This is a genomic window from Caulobacter sp. NIBR2454, from assembly GCF_027474405.1.
Classification (GTDB): Bacteria; Pseudomonadota; Alphaproteobacteria; order Caulobacterales; family Caulobacteraceae; genus Caulobacter.
The window spans coordinates 25,385-46,707 of record NZ_CP114872.1 but is presented as its reverse complement, the minus strand read 5'-3'; the positions used below and the strand labels follow the sequence as shown (position 1 = coordinate 46,707).

The following is a 21,323-nucleotide window of genomic DNA, read 5'->3' as shown; positions in this document are numbered from 1 at the left end:
CCCTAGTGCCCATGCCCGGCTTCGCCCTTGGAGAGCTCAGCCTTCAGCAGGAAGGTGTTGGTGGAAGCGATCCGCTCTTGGCCAGTGAGACCGCCGACGATCTCGGCTCGCCCTTCGGCCTGACGGCCGACGACGACGGGACGGGCCCTGAAGCCCTCCTTAACCTGCACGAACACGACCGGCCCGCTCTCCAGGGTCTGGATGGCGTCAGCCGGAACGGTCAAGCCTTGGTCGCCAGTCTGGGTGACGACCGCTCCGGTGACGGCGGCGCCCGCCGGTGGAAGAACCGCGCTAGAGGCTTTGGCACGGATCACCGCCGCGCCGCTTTGCGGCGTGGCGTTGGCGGCGACCCCGGTCACTTCGGCCTGGAAGTCGCCGGCCGGTCCGGTGACGCGGATAGCCGAACCCACCTTCACCTGGTTGGCGAGGCCGGCTGGCGCGTTGAACACCAGCTCCACGCGGGTCGGGTCGGTGACTTCGGCCACCACGCCGCCCTGGGCGACGAAGCCGCCAGGTCCGACCTGAACGCCGGTGACGACGCCAGAGATCGGGCTGGTGATGCTCAGACGCCCCGACGCATTTGGCGATCCGGCGGCGCTGGTCCTAGCTCGCGCCGCCTGGGCGGCGGCGGCGGCGGCGGCGTGTTGTGCGCGTGAGGCCTCAACCTCCTGCCGAGCCACCACGCCCTGGTCGGCCAGGTTGCGGTTGCGCTGGTAGACCAGACGCGCAGCTTCGGCCTGGGCCGACGCCGCCGAGACGTCGGCCGCGAGCGATGCTGCGTCGCCGCTGACCAGGGTGACCAGCGGCTGACCCGCCCGGACCGTTTGCCCGGCCGCCACCAGAACACGTTCGACACGACCGGCCACGGCGGCGCCAGCTGCTGCCCTGGCGTCGACCATGGCCTCGACGCGGCCCGAGACGCGGGTTTCGGCGCCGCCGCCCCTGCCGACGGTGACGACAGCGATGCGTGAGGCTTCGATTTGCTGCGCATCGAGGGCGATCACGCCTTCAGGGGCTTTGGGCTCTGAGGCCTCGCCGGACTGCGGCGCCTGCGCGTCCGCCGGTGGATGCTGTTCACGCGGCCAGTTGAAGGCCACGCCCGCAGCGACGACAGCCGCCACACTTGCTCCGATCAGGAGGCTTTTGGAGAGTTTCATTGAGATGAGCCTTGGTAAGGGGCGCGGCCTTCCAGGCGCGCCAGATCGATTTCAGCGCGGACGCGCGTGAGACGGGCTTCGACAGCGGTCGTGCGCGCGTCGATCAGGGCCGACCGTGTCGTTCGCAGCTCAAGTTGTGAGATGCGCCCGGCCTCAAAGCCGATGCGTGACAGACGGTAGGCTTCCTGAGCTGTGGCGACGCCCACGTCGGTGGCCTGCACGCGTGAGCTCGACGCCCGAAGACGCGCGCTCGCCGCCGCATAGCCCGCCGCCGCGTCCTGACGCGCCGAGGACAGCCTTGCGTCTGCCGCCCGGTACTCGGCCTGTGCGGCCCGCAGATTACCCCGGTTCCGATCGAACAGAGGAAGCGGCATGCTGACGCCGAACACGACGGCCGCCGTATCATCGACTTCGAACCGCCGCACACCGACATTGGCGGTAATATCGGGCATGGCGCGCACACGCTCCACGGCGATGGCCCGCTCGGCCGCGAGACGCTCAGCCTCAGCCACCTGCACCGACGGGGGTGTCGATGACCCATCGCCACGTTGCGCTGGGCTAAGATCCAGGAGGCTTACCTCGACGCTCGTGACAGGTTCTGCCAACAGGGCGACGGCTCGCAGACGAGCGAAGGCTGCGTCCCTTTCGGCGAGCGCTTCATCGCGCGCGGCGGCAGCCGCAGCCGACTGGCTTTGCGCCTGGACACCCCGGAGGGCCGGTTCACGCCCCTCCTCCACCTGCAGGCGCGCAGCTTTGGTGTCCGCTTCGGTAAGCGACAGGGCCTCATCTGCAAGGAGGTAGCGGCGCTGAGCGGCCTCGGCTTCGGCATAGACCAACGCAAGGCGGCCGGCCGCATCGAACGCGGCCAGATCGCGGCGGCGGGCGGCAGCCCCGGCTTCGGCTCTGGCGGCGTCGATACGAATGCCCCGCCGCCCCCAAAGCTCCAGTTGTTGGCTGACCGACAAGGTCGTCTCGGCCGCGTTGAAGCCAGAGTAAGCACCCCGCCCCAGCACGTTCTCTGCATCAAGGCCGAGCGTAGGGTTGGGTCGAGCGCGAGCCTGGAGGAGCCGTCCTTCGGCGGCGTCCTGAAGAGCGGCCGCTTCTTGCGCGGCTGGTGTTTGATCGAGCCGCTTCAGGAGGTCCTGAAACGGGGGCGCGGGTTCAGCCCAGGCAGGGCTGGTGAGCGCGGTCGCTAGAGCGATCCACGCGCAGCCGGCCGCAAAGCGCGGCGGCCGCCGAAATACGGATGACATGATTGGAGTCCCAAAGAGCTGACACGAGACGCGCTCATCGGCGCGGCGGCGGTCAGGCCTTGGGTGGGCGCTTCAGGCCTTCGGGTGTAATCGAGGCGAGCGCCGGATCCGCCATGAGCGGACGATCGTTGGCGCCGACCAGCGTCAGCGTCTCAGTGGCGATGAACTCGCCCCGGAGAGACGAGCCGTGGTGGCAATGTCCATGCGCGCAGACGGCGTGATCCGCCCCTGCTCCACCGTGGTCGCCGCCCTTAGGTCCGTGATCAGAGGAGACATGCTCAGCCGCCGCAACGGGCGACTCTGGCGCGCAGGTGACAGCGTCGATGACAGGCGCAGCGACGAACACGGCGACCACGAGGGTCAGCGCCGCGATCAGCCGCTTAAAGCTTGCGATCGTCCGGTCCATAGCCGCCACGTAGTAAGCGTCGAGTGCTTTGGCAATGCGTTATAAGTTACCGCACGCCTGTATGTTATAAGATACAGTAGGCGAGCCGGCAGCGATCCGCGGCGACATCAAGTAGTTCGTAGATTCTAGGTCTATGTTTGACGGGGATTAGAAAACACCGCGCCTCGTGCTGAACAACAGACTGGCGCGTACGGCGCCCCGGGCCACTAAGCCACATCTAGCACCTGATCTTGCGCGTCAATTGCCGCGAAATTTCTGACCGAGTGCGATCCTCGTATCGACGATGGTCGCTTCAAATGCAGCATCAATTCCAGTGAAACTACGCATCTATTGTAGTAGGCGACGGGGCGCCTTAACCGACTGAATGCCAAGGCCCTCTCTCACTGCACGGCTGGCGCTACTGCAACCGTACCGGCCAGGCCTGACGCTGCGAGCGCCTCTGGTCCCATCATCATCTCATAGTGGGCCTGATGGTGGGTGACTTCAAATATCCGGCGAAAGACGTCCAGGTAACGCGCGATCACTGCGTCGTCCGCCGAGATATACAGGTCGTCGTTGAAGCTATGCGACCCGTCATTCACCCAAGAAAATAGCGAGCCGCAAATCTGCTGGTCGCGCCCGTCGAACAGCTCGACTATCTCATCCTTGTCGAGATTGCCGAGAATTTTGAAATAGTTTTCAAGGATCCGACGAAGAGTATTCTGAAGGGTAATCTTCGAACGCTCTGGCGATCTAACCTCCTGCCACAACAACTCGTAGGAGGTGCTGATCGGATTGTGGTTATAGCCAACGACGACGGATTCATCGTTTAGCTTCCTGACGATCCAGAACGTCTCATGGGCGCGGCATTCCTTCCCCCGCTTTGGGTCGAAGGAAACTTCCTTATGGAAATAGATATTGTGTGTCAGTACGAATACTTGCTTGATTAATCCATCACCGCGGCAAGCCTCGTCAAGAACCCGCTTAATTAGCGCGCTGACGATAAACAGTACATCGCTATCGAGGCTTGAAACCGGGTCATCAAAAACTATGATCCGCTCGGCATTCACTCCGCTTGTGGTCACGCTTCCGCGGATTAAGTGATAGAAATAGAGGAACGTGATGAAGCTGCGCTCACCTTCACTCAGGGTGGCCGCAGCTTCGCTCCCGTCGCCCCGAACAATTTCATATAAGTTTTGATGCTCGCCGGCGGTCGCTAGGCGAAAGCCGGTGAAACCGAACGACTTAAGTATCGCGTTGATCTCGGTGACAGTCGGCTGAACGCTCGTGACGCCCTTTTCGAGCTCCGCCAGGTGAGCCTTGGCTTGGGCTAGCGCTTGCCGCTTGGCCGTCAGGCCCGAGTTCAAGCCCGTCACGGCTCGATCAAGGGCAGTTTTTGATGCGGTGTAGGTGGTAAATTCGAGCTTCGCGTCCTCGAGGAGGCACTTCCAGATTTGCGAGATCAGCGTTGCGCGTTCGTTTGTGAGATTGTCGACCATCGCGTTGTGAGCGGCGACTTCCACGTTGGCCGCTTCAATGGTGCCGAGCAGGGACGCCAAAACGTCACCCAGTCCGTCTAGCGTAATCTGAGCGCTAGCCTCCTTCCGCTTCCGGTCCAACTGGCGAAGGTTCAACTCCACCTTGCCTTTGAAGCGGTCGATGTTTGCCTGAAGGGCTGGCGTATCGAGATACCGATTTCCGGATACAACGTGGCCTTCAAGCCGGTCCAGAATCACTTTCGAAAAAGCTGCATACGCATCACGGGTACGTTCGATCGCCTGAAGGTCTGCGAGGTACGTCTCGTCAAAATACTCGTCTAGCTTCTGCGCCAGGTCATCGGCGATGTCCTGTTGGCAGAATGGACATTGGGCGCCGGATTCATTGATGTAGGTAAGTCCCTGTCGGACCCAGTCGCTATTGCCCAGCCTGCGGATTAACGCCGCAATGTCGATGTCGTCCTTTCCGACGACTTTTTTCGCGAGCACCGGCGTCTGTTCCAGGGCCAAGAGTTCGGCCGAGTCGAGGGCCTCAAGGGGCGCGATGCGCTCGAGGCCCTTTGCAAACACCGTCAGGGCGCGTTTTTTTAGATCGTCCAGCGCGACGACGCTGGCCGAGTTTTGCGCCCACTCGCCGAGGATTTTGTCGCAGAAGCTCGTCCTAGAATTACGAAAGCCCGTGAAGGCATCCTGGAAGTGAGGGTCGTGGGTGGTCTTGATGCTCCAGCACTTCTCTTCGAAAGCGGCGCGGAGCTGGCGCAGCTCGCCGAGTTTTCCCGAATTTTCGTCTCCCAGGGTGCCTCTGAGGCCCTGAATTTCCTGGGTCAATGACTGCACTTGCCGTGTCGCGACCTCGATCGCGGCAATGGTCTCCGCTTGAGCCTCCCCCAGGGTGAATATCCCCGGCATTTGGGCTGCAAAGTTGCGGTCAGCGAAATCACTATTGTAAACTAGACATTCGCGAGGGGCTCCACCGCTCCAGGTCAGCTTGCATGCCTGCCGCACGTCGGGATCCGCAATAACCCGAGAAATCGTCGTCTTTCCGGAACCATTCGTCCCGAAAACGAAGTTTATGGACTTCAGATTGTCTAGGACTTGGCCAGTGGCTGAGTAAGTGGCCTCACTGGCGACTTTGATTTCTTGAAGCATTACTTCCCCCTGTGCGCACCGGCTTTCCAGCTCAGCCCCGCGAAGTAAATCCCGATTGCTCAAGCCAGAAGAGGTTCTCAGCGACGCGTGTCACTTCTCGCAGCTCTTGGTCGTCGCAATCCTTGAATAGCGCCTCGGCCAAGGTCAGCCGCTTATCGAACGATACCCTGCTAAAATTGAACGACGGATGGGCTGCGAGGATGGCCGCCTTCGCGGCGATCTCGGCGTTGGCGGCTTTGGCGCCCGCCTGACCTTGGGTTTCTGCATCCGCCCGTGCCGCATCGAGCGTCTCGTCAACGGCCTCATCAAACGCATCATGCCAATCGGCTGACGCGACGGCCGTGTGCAACACGCCATCGACCATAAATGCGGCCAAGGTTGTACAGATTTCCCCGGCCCGATCCGCCACTCGCCGGTGAGCCGCTTTCAGCGAAGCCGGGAGTTTCTCAACCCCCAATTCGGCCAGCGATTCTGCGGCGTCGTTGATGGCCTCTTCCGGATCGAAGGGGACCTCGATCATATATACGGCCTTCGGCCGGGCGATCCCCAACAACCGGGCAGCGTCCTCTTGTCCAAGTCGGATCATCGGGACTGAAAGGCGGTCGACCTGCTCGGGGACTCCCTCAACCAGACAAGCCTGCGCCGCCTCCGCGGCCCCGCGAACCGCTGCCGCCAAATCTACTGCTGCATTTCCTGTCATGGCTGTGCTCTAGATCCCGACCCGTTGGCTGATCACGCTACCCTGCGGTTGGCGGAACACGTCGAAGCCCATCGGGATCTGCTCCTTCACGGCCTCGACGTGGCTAATGACGCCGACCGCACGATCCTGGCCCACTAGGTCACGCAGGGTATCGAGGGCGACATCGAGGGTCTCGTCGTCGAGGTGGCCGAACCCTTCATCAATGAAGATCGCGTCGAGTTTGACGCCGCCGGCCTCAGCCTGGACGACATCCGAAAGCCCAAGTGCTAGCGACAGAGACGCGAGGAATCCCTCCCCGCCCGAGAGCGTATGAGCGTCGCGCTTCTGGTCGGTGTGGGCGTCGTAGACCTCGATATCCAATCCTGCCCTGGCCCGGCCGTCGCCCCCCTCATACTTCCGCAATAGCGAGAACCTTCCGCGCGACATTCGCGAAAAGCGCTGGTTCGCCGCTTCGAGGACCAGGTCGAACGTCGCGGCGATGGCGAAATCGCGCAGGCGCAGCCGATGGGCGTTTCGACCATCGGTCAGCAGGGCCAGCTCACCTAGGACGCGATACCGCTCCGTGGCCTCGGCGAGCTCTGCGGCCAGACGGGCAACAAGGGCCTGAGTAGCTTCAAGCTGAGACAACCTCATCGTGGTCGTGGTGAGGAGTTCCTCGGCCTTGGTCAGATTTGAGTCGGCGTCCGTCAGGGCGGCCGAGCTGGCCACCATGTTGGGGCGGTCCAGATCAGCAATGGCCGCGACGGCGCGGTCTTTCCGATCTTGCGCGGCGGCCAAGCCAGCGACGTGTTCGGTGATCGTCGCGGCTAGACCCTGGATGTTGGGGATATCGGCCTTGGCTGCCGTGTAGGCCAAATCGGTCAGCCCTGCTGTCATCTTTGCGGCTACGAACGCGTCGCGATGTGTATCGCGCGCCGCCGTTAGCTCGGTCACCCGCGCCTCCGCGTGGCCCAGCCAAGAACGTGCGGCCTGGGCGGCCTCGCTGGCGCGCCGCTCGTTCTCAACCGCCACCTGGTGCGCCTCGTTCAACTGGTCGCGGTGATCGATCGCGGCCTGGACGTGAAGGGCGACCGACGCGGCGTCGCGCAGGTCTTCGGGCACATCCGCTAGCGACGCCGTGAGAGCGGCCGCGGCCGACGTGACGGTCTTGTCGGCCGCAACATGCTGATCGCGTGCGGCGGCGAGCGTTGCGGTTTCCGAGGCCAGGCGCAGCTTGGCGGCATCGACCGCCGCCTGGACCGTAGCGACGTCGGGCCCCGCCTGCAGCGCTTCAAGCTCGTCTTTTGCGGCGACGATGTCTGCCGTGATTGCCGCGACATCCCGCTCGGGCGCCTTCAACGCCGCCAATGTGGAGACGGCCTGGGTCCATTCGCCGTCCGCCCTCGCCGCGACCTGCGCCGCCTGACGTTCGTCTGCGTCGGCGGCTTCTCGCGCGTTGCGGGCTTGGCGCCAGGCAGCGTCGAGGCCGAGTCCCTCGCCACCCCCACTGGCCGGCCTAGGATGCTCTGTAGCTCCACAGACAGGACATGGCGTCCCATCTTCCAGTTTCGCTGCCAAGTGCGTGGCCTGCGCCGAAGCCAGCGCCTCTTCGGCAGCAGATTCGGCCCCTCTGTACGCCGCGAGGACGGCGGACAATTGTTCATGTTTGGCTAAAGCGGCCGACCTCGCGGCGGCGAACGTCTCGACCGCCGCGTTGGCGTTCGCGAACTGTGCGGCCTTCTCCTGCGCCTGTCTCAAGAGCTGCAGAGCCCCTTCGACCTGCGTGATGCGCAGCACAGTCTGCTGAACGCTGGCGAGCTGGGCGTTGGCCGCGGCGTTCGCCTGTTCGGCGACGCCATGGTCGCTGACCGCCCATTCGAGAGCGGCCTTCGCCTCAACAGCGGCTTGTGACGCGCTGCGCTCAGCCTCTCGAAGCGGTTCGGCGCCGGCCACACGCCTCCGCACCCCCTCCAGCTGGGTCACCGCCGCGACAGCCGCGTCTCGTTCAGGTTGACGTGCAGCCGAGGCGTGCAGGACTGCCATCGCTTCAGAAAGCAGGCGCGCCGCCTCACTGGCCTGGTCCGCTGCGAGAGTCCGGGCTGCCAAGCCGGCGATTAGATCATTCTCGGCCTCATTGGCTCGATCATCGGCGGCGACACAGGCCACAGCGCGTTCAGCGGCTGCCTTGCGCTGGTTAAGGATATCAATCCCGGGCGCCCGGGCGAGGACCCCGTTTAGGCCGTCCACCGCCGCGTCGTGTTCTGCAAATCGATCCTGGATCTGCTGAGCCGCTTGCAGCGTTTCGCGGGCCGCATCCCGGACTCCGCGGGCATCGTCACGGCCCGTCGTCTGGACGCCGACATCAGCCGTTAGGGTTTCGATCAGGGCCGCCAGCGCATCGGTGTCGGACACGGCATGGGCTTGCAGATGCCCGTTGATCGCCGACCTGCCCGTCTCAACTTCATCACGCAGCTCAGAGGCTTCCGCCTTCAGCCCTTCAACAAAGCGCTCGTAGAGGGAAACGTCGAACAACCCCCGCAGCACAGTGGAGCGCTGGTCGCTGGACGCCGTCAGCAGCTGGCGGAATTGTCCCTGGGGTAACAGCACCACCTGACGAAACTGGGCGGCGCTATAGTTCAAGATCGACCGCATCCGATCGGCCACGACCTCGACTTTGCGTTCCTCCATCACGACGCCGGGGTTGTCGGCGTCGATGTCATCGACCTCAATGTCGGTCGCGTCGTAGAGGGCGGCCCAGTGCTGGCGCTCGACAAGGGCATCGCCCCGTTTGCCTCGGACCGTCTGACGCGGCCGCCGCACGACATTATATCGCTTGGCCCCGACCTCGAAGATCAGGCTCACCTCGGTCTCAATATCGGGCGTGGCATGGTGTGAACGCAGGTCGTCGCCTTGCCGCTCCTGGCCTGACGATTCTCCGAAGAGTGCGAAGCAAATGCCATCGAGGATCGAGGTCTTGCCCGCTCCTGTTGGCCCGTAGATGCCGAATAGGCGAGCGCCCAACGCCGGGCGGAAATCGACGGTCTGCGTGTCGGGGAACGGTCCAAAAGCCGTCAGGCGCATTTTGATCGGGCGCATGTCAGACCTCCTCGCTCTGGAGGTCGGTCAGGGCCTCGTCGATCATGCCCCTCTCGACGTCGTCAGGCCCCCTCCCGCGCACCGCATCGAGAAAGCCGGCCACCAGCTTCACCGGGTCTTGCCGATCAACCGCCGCTGCGCCGGCGCCCGGGCCGACAGCGGCGAGCCGGTTCAGGCGTTCCAACTGCAGCACGTGGGGATAGACCGCGCGCAACTGACCGATGGCATCGATGAGTGCGCCCTCGTCGGTCAGCACCGCCTTGATCAGAGCACCCGCCCCGAGCGCCTCAGGCGCGCGCCCGGCCGCGACCAGGTCCGCCAGCTTTCCGGTCACGACCCGCAGCGGACGCGGGCTGACCAGCGGAAGCTCGGTCACTCTAGCCACGCCGGCGGCGTCCAGCTCCACCAGGCTCAGAGTCTTTAGCTCATCAGCCTCATCGAATCCGAAGCCCATCCAGGAGCCGCAGTATCTGATGTGAGCGGCGCCGGCCTCTTGCGCGCGATGAAGGTGACCTAGAGCGACGTAGGCCGCGCCATCGAACATCGCTGACGGGACCGTCTCGATACCGCCCACCTGAGCCAAGGGCCGCTCGGTTTCGGTGATCCGCCCCCCTTCCACAAAGGCGTGGGCCGTCACCACCCATCGCGCGCCTGGCGGAACATGCAGGCGGGCCTGCGCCAGTTGGGCTGAGAGGGCGTGGGCGCAACTGGCGATGCCGACATCGTCGAACGCCTCCCTCGCCGCGAAAATCTCGCAGTACGGCAGCGCCGAGAAAGCCACCTGCCCGTGCTCATCGCTCAAGACCAAGGCGTGAGGTCGGTCTCGCAAAGGACCCCGGATCAACACGCGCCGCGGATCCTGCAGCGCCGAGTTGAAGCTAACGCGGTCGGGGGCGTCGTGATTGCCCGCGATCGCTACAATCGCCGCGCCGGTCTCGGCGTAAACGCGGGCGAGGAAATCGTTGAACAGCTGAACCGCTTCTTTGCGCGGCACCGCCCGGTCGAAGAGGTCGCCGGCGATGATCAGCACGTCGACGCGATGTTCGACGATCGCTGCGAAGACCTGGTCGAGGAGCTGGGCCTGGTCGTCGAGGAGGCTCTCCTGCGCCAGCGTCCGGCCCAGATGCCAATCTGATGTGTGCAAGATCCGCATCTAAGCCCCAACCTCCCGTCTATATAGTTTCTATATGGACTAGAGCTTGGCGGTCAACTAGACTCTCGGCATGTCGTCTCCCACGCCGCGATACGCGTATGAAGCCAGGCAAAGGTTTCTCGACGGACTTCTCTTTTGGGAAGGCCGGGTCAATCGCCGCGACCTGATCGACACGTTCCGGGTGTCGCAGCCGCAGGCGGCGCTGGACCTCAAGGCATACCTCGCCGCCCTGCCCTCAGGACAGGTGATCTACGATACCCGCCAAAGACGATACGAGGCCGCGTCGACGTTTGAACCGCTGTTCGGTCCGCCCGCCCTCGAGTCCTGGCTGGAACGGTCACGGCAGGCGGGACTGGCGGTTGAAGTGCTGCCGACCTTGGACAGGCCGCTCGACGTCGGCCTGATGGCGCGGCTGTACCGGGCCATACGGGATCGCAAGACAGTCCATGTCGCCTACCAGACCATGCGACGCGCCACGGCGGAGGATCGGTCGATCACGCCCACAGCGTTCGTGTCAGACGGTCAGCGCTGGCATGTTCGGGCCTACTGCCACCTGCGCGAAGACTTCAGAGACTTCGTCCTTTCGCGGATCGCCATGGCGCCGAACCAAGCTCAGGCGGAGTCTGGAGCCGTCGATCTGCCGCTCGATACCGACTGGTGCTCTTGGGTGACCCTCACCCTGGCGCCGGCCGCTCACCTTGAGGAAAACCAAAAGCGCGCGGTGTGCTGGGACTACGGGATCGACGGCGAACTGTCGGTGACCGTCCGGCGAGCCCTCGAATTTTACGCGATGCGTCGCTGGGGCCTCGATCGGCCGGAAAGCCGCCTGAGCGTCGTCGGGCGCACTGAATCTTCTCCAAACCCGGAGGATCACCCATGAGCTCGGCAACCGCCCAACATGCCCTGGCGACCGACTGGCCGCGGATGATGCTTCGCCGCGTCGATCCCACGCGCAACATGTCCAGGTTCTGGTCAGCACAACTCCAGCCCAGCCTCTTCGAGGAGGTGCTGCTGGTTCGCAACTGGGGGCGTATCGGTTTCCGGGGCCAAGAGAAGTCTTACTGGTTTTCAACCAGGCAAGCCGCGTTAGCCGCGTTCAACAAGATCACGGTCGCCAAATGCCGCCGCGGTTACACCCCCGACGAGGAGTGCAGAACAACTTCATCGGCGGCCTACGACCGGGCCGTCGGATACGCCCATCGAAGCGAAGCGCCTCCGAGACACCAGGAGGCCGGCGCCGCCTAACGCCCAGCCAAGACCCATGAGCAAGCAACCCAAACGCATCATTGAGCACGCGCTGCTGGAGGGCATAGGCCCGATCTCAGCGGAACGGCTGCTAGGACTACCAGAGACCGAATGGGGCCTGCTGCGATCCGCGATCACTGACGCCCGCCGCGCCCAACCGCCCAGGCACATCGCCCGGTGTCTTATGTGCTCGGGGGCCATTTTCATCCAGGCGCGCGCGTTTCGTGGCCTTCGTTTGCCTTACTTCGCTCACTTCAAGGGCGGCGATGCGACCTGTCCTTGGCACACCGGGGAGACCCTGCATCCTGACGATGCTCGGGCGCTCCAATATGGCGGCGCGCAAGAGTCCGCCGCTCATCGGATGCTGTGCGAGCAAATCGCCGAGCTGGCGGCCCGCGATGACCGGTGCATCTCAGCCGAGGTGTCGAAATATCTGACTCCCACAGACAACGAGCGCGGTCGCTATCCCGACGTTCTGATTCTGCGCCGGAACGCCCCGAAGATCGCGGTTGAAATCCAGCTTTCAAATACCTTCCAGACCGAGGTGTCCGCGCGCTGCCTGCACTATGAGCGCGAGGGGGTCGGACTGCTCTGGGTGCTTTACGGCCTCGACATGCGGGCCCACGACCTTCCTCAATCCTTCCGAGACGTGGTGCTTCGCCATCGGGGAAACGCGTTCCTATTGGATGACGAGGCCGTGGCGGAGTCGTTGTCCCGTCGAACCTTGGTCTTGAAATGCTACCTTCGCGGGCCGGACGGAAGCTTTGACGCCGGCCGACTAGTCACTCTCGACGACCTGACTTTCCCCACAAGGGGCCCGCCCTACCTCGAAGATCGGATTACACCCGGTCTACTCGCGCGAGGCGAGGCAGCACGGGCGCCATGGCGGGCCGCTCTAAGGGGTCGGAGTTCGGACTTCTCTTACGCCGACCTGCGCGGGCCAGCGTTTCTGGCGGCGAATGACCATCTCTGTGGCTCGGTTCCCAGCCTGCGCCAATGGGAAGCGGAGACCTATCAAGGCCAGTGGTTGATCGCCAACCTGATCGCGGTCGTCTTCTCGGCCTTGAGCCACGCTAACGGCACGTTCCGCAACTACGCGTCGCGGCAGGACAATGTTCAGGCACTTCTGAACAGCAAGCTGCCGAGCGAGAATCTCCTGCCCTTCGCCCTCATCATGCAGGAGATCCTCCGACGCGCAGGCACAAACGATCTCCTGCTCGGCAGCGTGGGCAAGCATCTGGAACGCGCCCTGGCGCTGGGCGACGGTAACTTTGTGCTCGACTACGAGGCGCCGTGGTCGGCGATCGAAAGTCTGCTGCCTGAACTTTTTGATCCCCTATTGCGGTTCGAACTTGAAACGCTCGATGCCCTGCCGACCTGGGCCCGGCCGAAAACCAACGCGGCAGCCACTGTGATCACCCCGCCATGGGATCCTGCCAGCCCGATTCAATCACTCGAGGAGCACCATGGTCTCGCCCATCACCTTGGCTGAACGTCCAGATCATCCTGGCCTTGCGGCGCTGGACACGGCCGTTGTCGAGTTGTCGGAAGCGGTCGCCGCCCTTCGCGCGGCAGAGGCTGTTGTCCAGGAACGCAAAGCGGCCCTCGTGCCCGCAGTGCCGAAGATCGAGGACCCCGAACTCGCGCGTCGTCTTGCCGTGTGGATCTACTGGAACATGCCAGAGGTACCCGTTGCGCCATTGGCGGAAATGGCCACGGGCCTTACCGCCGGCAGGGCCCAGCAGGCCTTCTTCAAACTTTCAGGGACCCAGGCAAGCGCGGTCGCGTGCACGATCTGTGGCATGCCCGTCGATGTCCACAGCCGTGACGAGATGAAGCGGGTGCTGACCGCGAAGCTGAAGCGCGGCGTCCAACCGATCTGCGAGCCTTGCCGCGCCAGTCGCCGCCCGGAAACGCCAACAATCTATATCGAGCGTCCGGTTCGCAACTCAGCGCCGACGGCTTTTGACCGGGAAGTTCTGACGCTGCATGCACAGCGCAATCAGCCCAAGACGATCGACGCCCTTTGTCTTTGGGGAGTGCAGCGAGTCGACCTCCTGCCCGAACACATCCGCCTCTATCTGCAGGACCCCGACCTTGGGATCGCCGCGTCGTTGAACGTCAGTCGAGAGGACTATCTGACCTGGTTAGAGGGTTGGGGATCGGTACGTTGCGGCGGGACGACGACGACTGGCGAGCATTGCCGGAACATGGCCAAGAGCCTTACCGGGCTGGAATTAGGAGAATGGCTCGAAGCTCGCGCTAAGGGTGGTTACTGCGCGGCGCACGGCGGCTAGCCGCTAAGCACCTGATCGCGTACTTCTGGGGCGTTGCGGCGCGCCCCCGCTTTAAGGGGTCGACGGAGACGCAAGGTGCGGTCGCAGGGGAAGGCCTTCCCCTGAACAGCGCTATTGCTTGAACAGCAGGCCTAAGCCGCCCAAGGCGATCCCGCCAAGGGCCAGCACGACGTAGATCCACGCAGGGCGCGAACGCCGAAGGCGGGCGCCGCGGCTAAGACGAGTCGTGGACTGGATCATCTAGCCATTAGACCCGAAGCCGCCATCCCGGCCAAGGTGGCATCCACGCAACACCACTCATTTTGCATGGATTTTTAATGACATTCCTTGCAAACTGACTGCGGAGGCCTAAGTTGGAGCCATGAGCAAGTTCGACCAGTTCAAGGCCAAGCTCCGCTCGGGGCAGACCTATCGCCGGGCGGACCTGGCCCAATGGTCGACGGCGGTCGATCGTCACCTCAAGGAGGCGGTGCAGGCCGGCGTGCTGACCAAGCTGGCCGGCGGCCTCTACTATGCGCCCAAACAGACGGTGTTCGGGAAGGCCCCGCCCGAGGACGACACCTTAGTGTCGACCTTCCTCAAGGGCGGCCCGTTCCTGCTGGCCTCGCCTAATGCGTACAATGCGCTTGGGGTCGGCACGACCCAGCTGCACAACAAGACCGTGGTCTATAACCACAAGCGCCACGGCAAATTCGCGCTCGGCGGCCGCACCTACGACTTTCGGATGAAGCCCGCCTTCCCGAAGAAGCTCACGGCTGAGTTTCTGATGGTCGACCTGGTCAACAACCTCGATCAGCTCGGCGAAAGCGCCGAAGACGTGCTCGAGCGCGTCAAGGCGCGGCTGGCCGCCAGTGACCGGGCGCGCGTGAAAAAGGCCGCCCAGTCCTACGGCTCCGAGCGGGCCAAGAAGTTCTTCGCCCGCGCCCTGGCCGAGGTTGGAACCCAGGATGCCGCGTGATTTCCTGCACAACCATCGTCAGTTTGCCGATCTGATCCGGATCGTCGCTCAGGCGCAGGGCATTGCGCCCGCCTTGGTCGAGAAGGACTATTGGATCATGCAGAGCCTCTACGGCCTGCAGCAGCTGGGCCTGACCTTCGAGCTGAAGGGCGGCACATCGCTCTCCAAGGGCTACGGACTGATCAGTCGTTTCTCGGAAGACATCGACATCCGCATCGAGCCGCCGGCCGATCCGCCGGTGATGATCGGCCGTAACCACGACAAGGCGGCTCACGTCCAAGGCCGCAAGGACTTCTATGATCGGCTGGCGCAGACCATCGTCATCGACGGCATCACCTCGGTCGAGCGCGACACGGCGTTTGATGACCCTCGCCAATATCGCAGCGCCGGCATTCGCCTGACCTATGCCAGCATCAATGGATCGGTCGAAGGCCTGAAAGACGGCGTGCTGCTGGAGGTCGGCTTCGACGATGTCGCGCCCAACGAAGCCCGCGATATCAGCTCGTGGGCCTATGACTTCGCCGCCAGCCAGGTTGAGATCATCGACAACCGCGCCCTGGGCGTCGCCTGCTACCATCCGGGCCATACACTGGTCGAAAAGCTGCAGGCGATCTCCACCAAGTTCCGCCAGCAGCAGGAAACCGGCGCGTTCCCACCCAACTTCATGCGCCACTACTACGACGTCTATTCCTTGCTCCAGGATCCGACCGTGCAGGCGTTTGTCGGCACGCAAGGGTATCTCGACCACAAGGCCAAGCGGTTCCCGAAGGCCGACAATCCGGTCGTCGCCGAGAACGAGGCCTTCGTACTCAGCGACCCAGCGACCCGGGCCACGCTGCAGAACGCCTACATTGCCTCGAGCGCGCTCTATTTCCGCGGCCATCCCGCCTTCGACGAGATTCTGGCCGAAATCGCCATGTGGGCACCCAAGCTGTAAGTCAGTAGCCTTCAGCCACCATCAGGCCGGGACCATCGCTTCGCCGAGGACCAAGGCCTTGAGCGACGCCATGGTCGCCAGACGGTCCGCCGCGACGTCGATGCTGGCGATCGTCAGCCGTTCATCGGCGCCGGGGACATTGAGGCGGTGACGTGCGAGCGCGCCCTCCCCCTCAAGGTCCGGATGATGGGGATAGAGGAGCATTAGTCGTGCCGAGTCGTAGAGCCGGGCATAGGCCATGAGCTGGTAGACATCAGCTTGGGAGACGCCACGCTTTGGGTCACTGCCGGCGGCGGTCAAACGCTTCCACTTGGTGTCGATCACCAACACGGTACGGCCGTTCCGGCGCACCATGCAGTCGGGCTTGGTGCGGAATAACGGTCGGCCCAAGGTGCCGTCGGGCGCTATCTCGTTGAGGCAATAGCGCAGACCACCTTGCGAGACGACTTCATAGCCTTCCGGGGCCAGGGCCTTGCGCAGCAGCGCCGCGACATAGGCCTCGAAGAGGTCGTTCATGGGAAACAACAAGGTGACGTCGGCCAGGTCGCGCAGATCGTTGGCCCTATGGGTCGCCTGCCAGTCGCGGCGCAGGAACAGCCGCGCCAGCGCCAGGAGCGAGCGCCAGCGGCGGTTCGACCGGTCGATTGCGATCTTGTCCCAGGCCAAATGATGCGGGTGTACGTCGGCGACATCGGCCAGGGCGACGCGAAGCTCGGCGAGCCTGCGCACGGTTTCGGCGCGGCGGGCCTGTCTGGCAAGGAACACCACGCACGCCTTCATCACCTGGAGCAGCGCCGTGTCCGGCGACAAGATGTCGAACTGGCAGGCGAGCCGGTCCGGCCGCACCGCCAGCGTCGTGAACTGCCGGGTGACATCGAGCCGGCCGCGCAGGGTCGGCAGGTCTTCCTCACAACGAAGATACTGCCGCGGTAGCCCGCGGCGCACCTCATTGGTCAGCTGGTCGGCAAAGGCGCGGATCAGGATGTCCAGCAGGGTTTCATCCTGCCGCGCCATGGCGGCGTCTCGGCCAAGATTGATCTCCAGGCCCAGGGCCACGTCCAACATCTGCACCAAACGATGGCGCAGCCCGGCGCGGCCCTCCGAGGACCCAGCGTCGCCGAGCTGATCGATCTTCGGCAAAATCTCTAGGCTACAGCCTTCACCCGCGACGATGCCGACCACCTGTTGGCTTCTGAGCCAACGGTGATGATCGATCAGGATATTGGTCCCCTCAGCGCCGCCAAGCGGGTGCGACCGCGCCGCGGCCAGCAGCTGATCGGCCTGGCGGCGGGAGAAACGGCCCTCCCCGACCGCGACCCGATCCCATTCCAGGATCGAGAGATGGGTCATTCGGCCGCCGCTGTTTCGGCCGCGCCGGCAGCCTCCTCATTGGCGGGGGTGCTCACGGCCGCATGGCCGAGCAGACGTTGGTAGGCGTCTGGCGCGAAGGACGGACGCACCGACCACCGCCAGCGATCCTCGCCGTCGAAGCCCGGCGGCGGCGGGATGCGATCGCAATTGAGGAAGGCGCCCTCCTTGGCCCCCTCCCGCTCGCCCAGCACCATCGCTAGCCGCGACCAGTCTTCGAAGAAATACTCCTGCAGCAGCGGAATGACGCGATCGCGCATGACCGCATCGACGTCGTGACGATCCTGGCAGGCCATGAAGAAGGCGTGGCCGACTTGGTGCTCGCGGTCGAACAGATACTCGATCCGCTCATTCACCGCCTTCAGCACCGCGACCAGATCCACCCCCGTGCGCCGGGCCGCTGCCCTCAGCAGATCGGGGTCGGGCATGATCTCCTCGAAGGTGAACCGGCGGCGAAGCGCCGTGTCGAGAAGCGCGATCGAGCGGTCGGCCGTGTTCATGGTGCCGATCAGGTGGAGGTTCGCCGGCACGCCGAACATCTCCCCGGAATAGGGCAGCTTGACCCGGATTTCGTTTTCCATGCCGAGACGCTTGTCGGCCTCGAGCAGGGTGATCAGCTCGCCAAACACCTTGGAGATGTTGGCGCGATTGATCTCGTCGATCACCAGCACGAACGCTGGGGCCACGCCCGGCGCGCCGGTCTCGGCATCTCCTGGGCCGCCAATCAAGCGCGACACCGCTTCCATACGGATGCGGCTCGCGTTGATCGGATAGAGGGTTCGCATCGTGAAGGCCCCCTCCACAATGCTGTCGAGCGGCAGCGGCTTTTCGAGCTTGAGGAGCCAGTTGACCTGACGGCGATGGTTGTACTCACCGTCGGGGTTGGCCACGAAGGCGTAATCGCCCGTGACCTCCCCGATCGCCCGGAAGGCGGTGTTGCCATAGGGGACGATGATGATGTCGCCCTTCTTCATCTCAGAGCGGAACGGGTGAAGCTGCGAGACATTGCTCGGCTGACTGTCCGGCGGGGCGACCTCTGCCCACTTGGCCCGGACCGCCCCGATGTCTTCATAGGCCGCATCGCTCCAGTCCACGTCTCCGCCCCAGCCCAAGACGACGTAGTTGCCCGCGATGGCCTCGTCGTAGATGTGATCCTGGGTCCCGATCGCGCCCAGCCCCATCTTCCAGAACCGCCGGCCGGCCAGGTCCAGGCCGCCGGCTTTCCGCGGCGCCGAGGCTGCCAGACGTGCCTGATCGGCCAGCGCGGCCATCTCGCGGAAGACGCCGTTGCGGGGTTCCAGCCGGAAGCCGGCTGAGCCGTTGATCTCGGATGCGGCGGTCTCCGGGCGCAGCCCCTCGACAAAGTCCTCGTAGGAGAAGCTTTGGTGGAACGTGACGAAGCCGATCCGGCCCTCCCGCTCGAGTTCGCCGTAGCGACGCATCAGATCACTGCGTTCGTCGGGCATATCGCCATCGCACAGGCGCACAGCCTCCAGCGCGGTCCGGTAGGTCTTACCCGTGCCCGGCGGTCCGTAGAAAATAAGGTTGGTGGGCTTGGTCACCGCGGCGGCCCCTTCTGTCGCCAGCGCCGAACCCGGTCGAAGGCTGAAATGGTAGGTCGTCGTTGTGCTTTGGCCCGGCCCCTCGACGCGTGGGGGCAGCACCTTGGCCAACTGCTGAAATTTGGCGCCGCCAAGGGCTTGGCAGACGTTGGCATGTGCCTGATGTAAGCCTAGAGCGTCATGTAGATCTCCCGCGCGAATGGAGACTTCAGTCTCGCCCTTCAGACGCGCCGGATCGATATAGAGCTTGAGCGCCGCAGCGCGGATATCGTCAGCGTCGCTGCCGACTTCGGCCGTATCGTCTTCGACGTCATCGGCCTCGGTATCGTGGGCATTGGGATCTTCGCCGTTGGCGAACCTGCCGTATAGACGGGTGACCGCCACCAGGTTGCGAAGCTGTCCATCAGGGTTCTCCGCCTGTGGGACAAGACTGACCGGCGGCGCGCCCTCGCGAGAGCCGATATAACTGCTCAACTTGGCGAGCAGGGCGGGCAGTTCTCCCCGCGCGATCAGTTCGTCAACATCGGCGTCAGGAAAACCCATGGCGGCCAGAGAGCGTTCGACCCGCTTGAGCCGGCCTCGGCGGTGTTGGATGGCCTTTGCCGTCAAGGGTTGGCCACGCCAACGGCGAGCCTGAAGCCAGGTCTTAAACTCATCAGCCTTCACGGACCTAACCTCACCCCAACATTAGGTTGCAGACTAACAAGGCCCACTCGCCCGACAATACCAATGTTCGATTGTTCGCCTCGGGGCGCAGGCACGTAATACTTAAACGAAAAGAGAAGGGTGCAAGGAGCCCGCGCAAAGCGCGCGGCGGGAAGCGCCGTCGAGCGGCTGGCGGCGCGAAGCGCCCGTAGGGGCGGACCCGTAGGAGCCGCGGCACGCGGCGGGACCGAGCACGCCCGACAGCCGCTCTCCGCTCCAGTTCGACAAAAAGAAGCCTTCCGCGACCGTCACTTTTTGGACAATTATCTTGAATTTTCCCGATCAATTGGCCATATAAGGACGGTGTTACAGACACCCTCCGAGATACTGCATGAGCTCGCCGGCCGCATCAAAGCGCGCCGCGTCGCCTTGGGTTGGCCTCAGCTCGAAGCCGCCCAGCGCGCCGGCGTCGCCTACCGGACGTGGCGGCGGCTTGAGACCGAGGGACAGGCTTCGCTGGAGGATATGGTGAAGGCCGCCGTCGCCCTACGCTGCGAGGAGGCGCTGGGCGCGCTCTTTCCCCTGCCCGCGGCCAGCAGCCTCGACGCTCTCCTGGCGCAGCAGGCCGCGCGCGTCCCAACGCGGCGGGTACGGGCGCCCCGCTCACGCTCGACCAGGCCGCCGACGCCATGAAACTTGCGCCGGGAACCCCGCTGGCCGCCAGTCTGGCATTTGACGACGACCAGGCCGCCCTGCCCGTCGGCCGCCTGGCCATGGCCGGCGGCCTGGCGCAACTGGAATGGTCTCCGGAACTCATCGCGGCGCCTGTGCCGGTTTCGGCCCTGCTCTACCCGCCGGAACCCGGCCTGCACCCCGCACGCGGACGCGACTTCGAGGGCTTGCACGGCTTTCTCGCCGACAGCTTGCCCGAGGGCTGGGGCTACCTCGTCATGCGGCGACGCCTGAGCAAGCTCGGCGTCAGCATCGAGACCTTGAGCCCGCTCGACCGCCTGGCGCTCGTCGGCGACCACGGCCGCGGCGCCCTGACCTATCGGCCTGCGACCGCGCCGCCACCCGAGGTGGCGAGCCTCGACCTCGACGCCCTGGCCGCAGAGTCCACCGCGATCCTGACCGGTCACGAAGGCGAGCTTGCCGACACCTTGGCAGCCCTGGCCGGCGGCTCGGGCGGCGCGCGGCCCAAGGTCCACGTCGGCTTCGATGCCGAGGGACGGATTTCGATCACGGAGGGCGAGACCGCCGCGGGCCACGAGGCCTGGATCGTCAAATTCGCCGCCCCCGGCGACCCGCCCGACATTGGGCCGATCGAGGCCGCCTATGCCGCCATGGCCCTAACCGCCGGCCTCGACATGGCGCCCTACCGGCTGCTCCCGTCCAAAGCCGGCCCCGGCTATTTCGCGACCCGCCGGTTCGACCGGCCGCGTCCCGGCCAGCGACTGCACGTGGTCTCGCTGAGCGGCGCCGTCGAAGCGCCCTGGCGCACGCCCGCAAGCTACGACCTCTTCCTGCGCGCCACCGTCGCCATCACCCGGCACGCCGAGGATCTGCAGGCCGCGTTCCGGCGCATGGTCTTCAACGTGCTGGCGAGCAACCGGGACGACCATACCCGGCAGCACAGCTACCTGATGGATGCGCAAGGCCAATGGCGGCTCGCCCCGGCCTATGACTTGACCTATTCAGCAGGCCCTGGCGGCGAGCACTACCTCGACGTCGAGGGCGAAGGCCGCAACCCCACCCGCGCGCAGGTTCGCGCCCTGGGTCGTCGCCACAGCCTCTCCGACCGCCTGATCGACGCCATCATCGAAGAGGTTCGCGCCGCCGTGGCCGATTGGCCGCGCTTTGCCGAATACGCCGGCGTGACCCGGGCCTCTCGCGCTGAAATCCTGGCCGCCCACCAGGCGGTCGAGGCGGCCTTCTCGACCTGA

17 protein-coding genes are annotated in these 21,323 nt (G+C 64.5%); 8 read left to right on the top strand and 9 right to left on the bottom strand.

What is annotated here, in order from left to right; genetic code table 11:
• Window positions 1–2: 2 nt before the first annotated feature.
• The 7 genes from O5K31_RS17985 to O5K31_RS17955 all read right to left on the bottom strand — a co-directional run bounded on the left by O5K31_RS17985 (window position 3) and on the right by O5K31_RS17955 (window position 10,368).
• Window positions 3–1,157, bottom strand: coding sequence for an efflux RND transporter periplasmic adaptor subunit (locus O5K31_RS17985; RefSeq protein WP_269717190.1), 1,155 nt, complete (start codon window positions 1,155–1,157; stop codon window positions 3–5).
• Window positions 1,154–2,410 (bottom strand): TolC family protein, encoded by a 1,257-nt coding sequence (locus O5K31_RS17980; RefSeq protein ID WP_269717189.1) that lies wholly within the window; start codon window positions 2,408–2,410, stop codon window positions 1,154–1,156. The genes O5K31_RS17985 and O5K31_RS17980 overlap by 4 nt, the downstream gene beginning before the upstream one ends.
• Before the next feature lie 52 nt (window positions 2,411–2,462).
• Window positions 2,463–2,816 carry a hypothetical protein gene (locus O5K31_RS17975; protein WP_269717188.1) on the bottom strand — a complete coding sequence of 118 codons (354 nt, stop codon included), beginning with the start codon at window positions 2,814–2,816 and terminating at the stop codon, window positions 2,463–2,465.
• Between the two features lie 380 nt (window positions 2,817–3,196).
• Entirely contained in the window at window positions 3,197–5,440 is a 2,244-nt protein-coding gene (locus tag O5K31_RS17970; RefSeq protein WP_269717187.1) for an AAA family ATPase, read from the bottom strand.
• Between the two features lie 31 nt (window positions 5,441–5,471).
• Window positions 5,472–5,960 (bottom strand): hypothetical protein, encoded by a 489-nt coding sequence (locus tag O5K31_RS17965; RefSeq protein WP_269717186.1) that lies wholly within the window; start codon window positions 5,958–5,960, stop codon window positions 5,472–5,474.
• Window positions 5,961–6,149: 189 nt separating this feature from the next.
• Window positions 6,150–9,215, bottom strand: a complete 3,066-nt coding sequence (locus tag O5K31_RS17960) for an AAA family ATPase (RefSeq protein ID WP_269717185.1) — start codon at window positions 9,213–9,215, stop codon at window positions 6,150–6,152.
• A 1-nt stretch (window position 9,216) separates the two neighbouring features.
• Window positions 9,217–10,368, bottom strand: a complete 1,152-nt coding sequence (locus tag O5K31_RS17955) for an exonuclease SbcCD subunit D (RefSeq protein WP_269717184.1) — start codon at window positions 10,366–10,368, stop codon at window positions 9,217–9,219.
• A gap of 70 nt (window positions 10,369–10,438) precedes the next feature.
• On the opposite strand from O5K31_RS17955, the gene O5K31_RS17950 reads away from it, so the two are divergent.
• The 6 genes from O5K31_RS17950 to O5K31_RS17925 all read left to right on the top strand — a co-directional run bounded on the left by O5K31_RS17950 (window position 10,439) and on the right by O5K31_RS17925 (window position 15,805).
• The gene (locus tag O5K31_RS17950) at window positions 10,439–11,248 is read left to right on the top strand and encodes a helix-turn-helix transcriptional regulator (protein WP_269717183.1); all 810 of its coding nucleotides are present in this window, start codon (window positions 10,439–10,441) and stop codon (window positions 11,246–11,248) included.
• The gene (locus O5K31_RS17945; RefSeq protein ID WP_269717182.1) at window positions 11,245–11,613 is read left to right on the top strand and encodes a WGR domain-containing protein; all 369 of its coding nucleotides are present in this window, start codon (window positions 11,245–11,247) and stop codon (window positions 11,611–11,613) included. The genes O5K31_RS17950 and O5K31_RS17945 overlap by 4 nt, the downstream gene beginning before the upstream one ends.
• 16 nt (window positions 11,614–11,629) lie before the next feature.
• On the top strand, window positions 11,630–13,105 hold the full coding sequence (locus tag O5K31_RS17940) for a DUF6035 family protein (protein WP_269717181.1): 1,476 nt from the start codon (window positions 11,630–11,632) through the stop codon (window positions 13,103–13,105).
• Window positions 13,080–13,910: a hypothetical protein gene (locus O5K31_RS17935; RefSeq protein ID WP_269717180.1), complete on the top strand. Its 831-nt coding sequence runs from the start codon at window positions 13,080–13,082 to the stop codon at window positions 13,908–13,910. The genes O5K31_RS17940 and O5K31_RS17935 overlap by 26 nt, the downstream gene beginning before the upstream one ends.
• 361 nt (window positions 13,911–14,271) lie before the next feature.
• Entirely contained in the window at window positions 14,272–14,868 is a 597-nt protein-coding gene (locus O5K31_RS17930; protein WP_269717179.1) for a hypothetical protein, read from the top strand.
• Window positions 14,858–15,805: a nucleotidyl transferase AbiEii/AbiGii toxin family protein gene (locus O5K31_RS17925; RefSeq protein ID WP_269717178.1), complete on the top strand. Its 948-nt coding sequence runs from the start codon at window positions 14,858–14,860 to the stop codon at window positions 15,803–15,805. The genes O5K31_RS17930 and O5K31_RS17925 overlap by 11 nt, the downstream gene beginning before the upstream one ends.
• Before the next feature lie 21 nt (window positions 15,806–15,826).
• Here the strand turns inward: O5K31_RS17925 and O5K31_RS17920 are convergent, their stop codons facing one another.
• Window positions 15,827–17,155, bottom strand: coding sequence for an McrC family protein (locus O5K31_RS17920; RefSeq protein ID WP_269717177.1), 1,329 nt, complete (start codon window positions 17,153–17,155; stop codon window positions 15,827–15,829).
• Entirely contained in the window at window positions 17,152–19,278 is a 2,127-nt protein-coding gene (locus O5K31_RS17915; protein ID WP_269717176.1) for an AAA family ATPase, read from the bottom strand. Before O5K31_RS17915 ends, O5K31_RS17920 begins: the two co-directional genes overlap by 4 nt.
• A 531-nt stretch (window positions 19,279–19,809) precedes the next feature.
• Between O5K31_RS17915 and O5K31_RS17910 the strand changes: the two genes are divergently transcribed.
• Window positions 19,810–20,073 carry an XRE family transcriptional regulator gene (locus tag O5K31_RS17910; RefSeq protein WP_269717175.1) on the top strand — a complete coding sequence of 88 codons (264 nt, stop codon included), beginning with the start codon at window positions 19,810–19,812 and terminating at the stop codon, window positions 20,071–20,073.
• Window positions 20,070–21,323 (top strand): type II toxin-antitoxin system HipA family toxin, encoded by a 1,254-nt coding sequence (locus tag O5K31_RS17905; RefSeq protein ID WP_269717174.1) that lies wholly within the window; start codon window positions 20,070–20,072, stop codon window positions 21,321–21,323. Before O5K31_RS17910 ends, O5K31_RS17905 begins: the two co-directional genes overlap by 4 nt.

Bases quoted from the DNA above. Each gene is read 5' to 3' on its own strand.
- O5K31_RS17985 (WP_269717190.1), bottom strand. From the start codon at position 1,157: ATGAAACTCTCCAAAAGCCTCCTGATCGGAGCAAGTGTGGCGGCTGTC.
- O5K31_RS17980 (WP_269717189.1), bottom strand. From the start codon at position 2,410: ATGTCATCCGTATTTCGGCGGCCGCCGCGCTTTGCGGCCGGCTGCGCG.
- O5K31_RS17975 (WP_269717188.1), bottom strand. From the start codon at position 2,816: ATGGACCGGACGATCGCAAGCTTTAAGCGGCTGATCGCGGCGCTGACC.
- O5K31_RS17970 (WP_269717187.1), bottom strand. From the start codon at position 5,440: ATGCTTCAAGAAATCAAAGTCGCCAGTGAGGCCACTTACTCAGCCACT.
- O5K31_RS17965 (WP_269717186.1), bottom strand. From the start codon at position 5,960: ATGATCGAGGTCCCCTTCGATCCGGAAGAGGCCATCAACGACGCCGCA.
- O5K31_RS17960 (WP_269717185.1), bottom strand. From the start codon at position 9,215: ATGCGCCCGATCAAAATGCGCCTGACGGCTTTTGGACCGTTCCCCGAC.
- O5K31_RS17955 (WP_269717184.1), bottom strand. From the start codon at position 10,368: ATGCGGATCTTGCACACATCAGATTGGCATCTGGGCCGGACGCTGGCG.
- O5K31_RS17950 (WP_269717183.1), top strand. From the start codon at position 10,439: ATGTCGTCTCCCACGCCGCGATACGCGTATGAAGCCAGGCAAAGGTTT.
- O5K31_RS17945 (WP_269717182.1), top strand. From the start codon at position 11,245: ATGAGCTCGGCAACCGCCCAACATGCCCTGGCGACCGACTGGCCGCGG.
- O5K31_RS17940 (WP_269717181.1), top strand. From the start codon at position 11,630: ATGAGCAAGCAACCCAAACGCATCATTGAGCACGCGCTGCTGGAGGGC.
- O5K31_RS17935 (WP_269717180.1), top strand. From the start codon at position 13,080: ATGGTCTCGCCCATCACCTTGGCTGAACGTCCAGATCATCCTGGCCTT.
- O5K31_RS17930 (WP_269717179.1), top strand. From the start codon at position 14,272: ATGAGCAAGTTCGACCAGTTCAAGGCCAAGCTCCGCTCGGGGCAGACC.
- O5K31_RS17925 (WP_269717178.1), top strand. From the start codon at position 14,858: ATGCCGCGTGATTTCCTGCACAACCATCGTCAGTTTGCCGATCTGATC.
- O5K31_RS17920 (WP_269717177.1), bottom strand. From the start codon at position 17,155: ATGACCCATCTCTCGATCCTGGAATGGGATCGGGTCGCGGTCGGGGAG.
- O5K31_RS17915 (WP_269717176.1), bottom strand. From the start codon at position 19,278: ATGGGTTTTCCTGACGCCGATGTTGACGAACTGATCGCGCGGGGAGAA.
- O5K31_RS17905 (WP_269717174.1), top strand. From the start codon at position 20,070: ATGAAACTTGCGCCGGGAACCCCGCTGGCCGCCAGTCTGGCATTTGAC.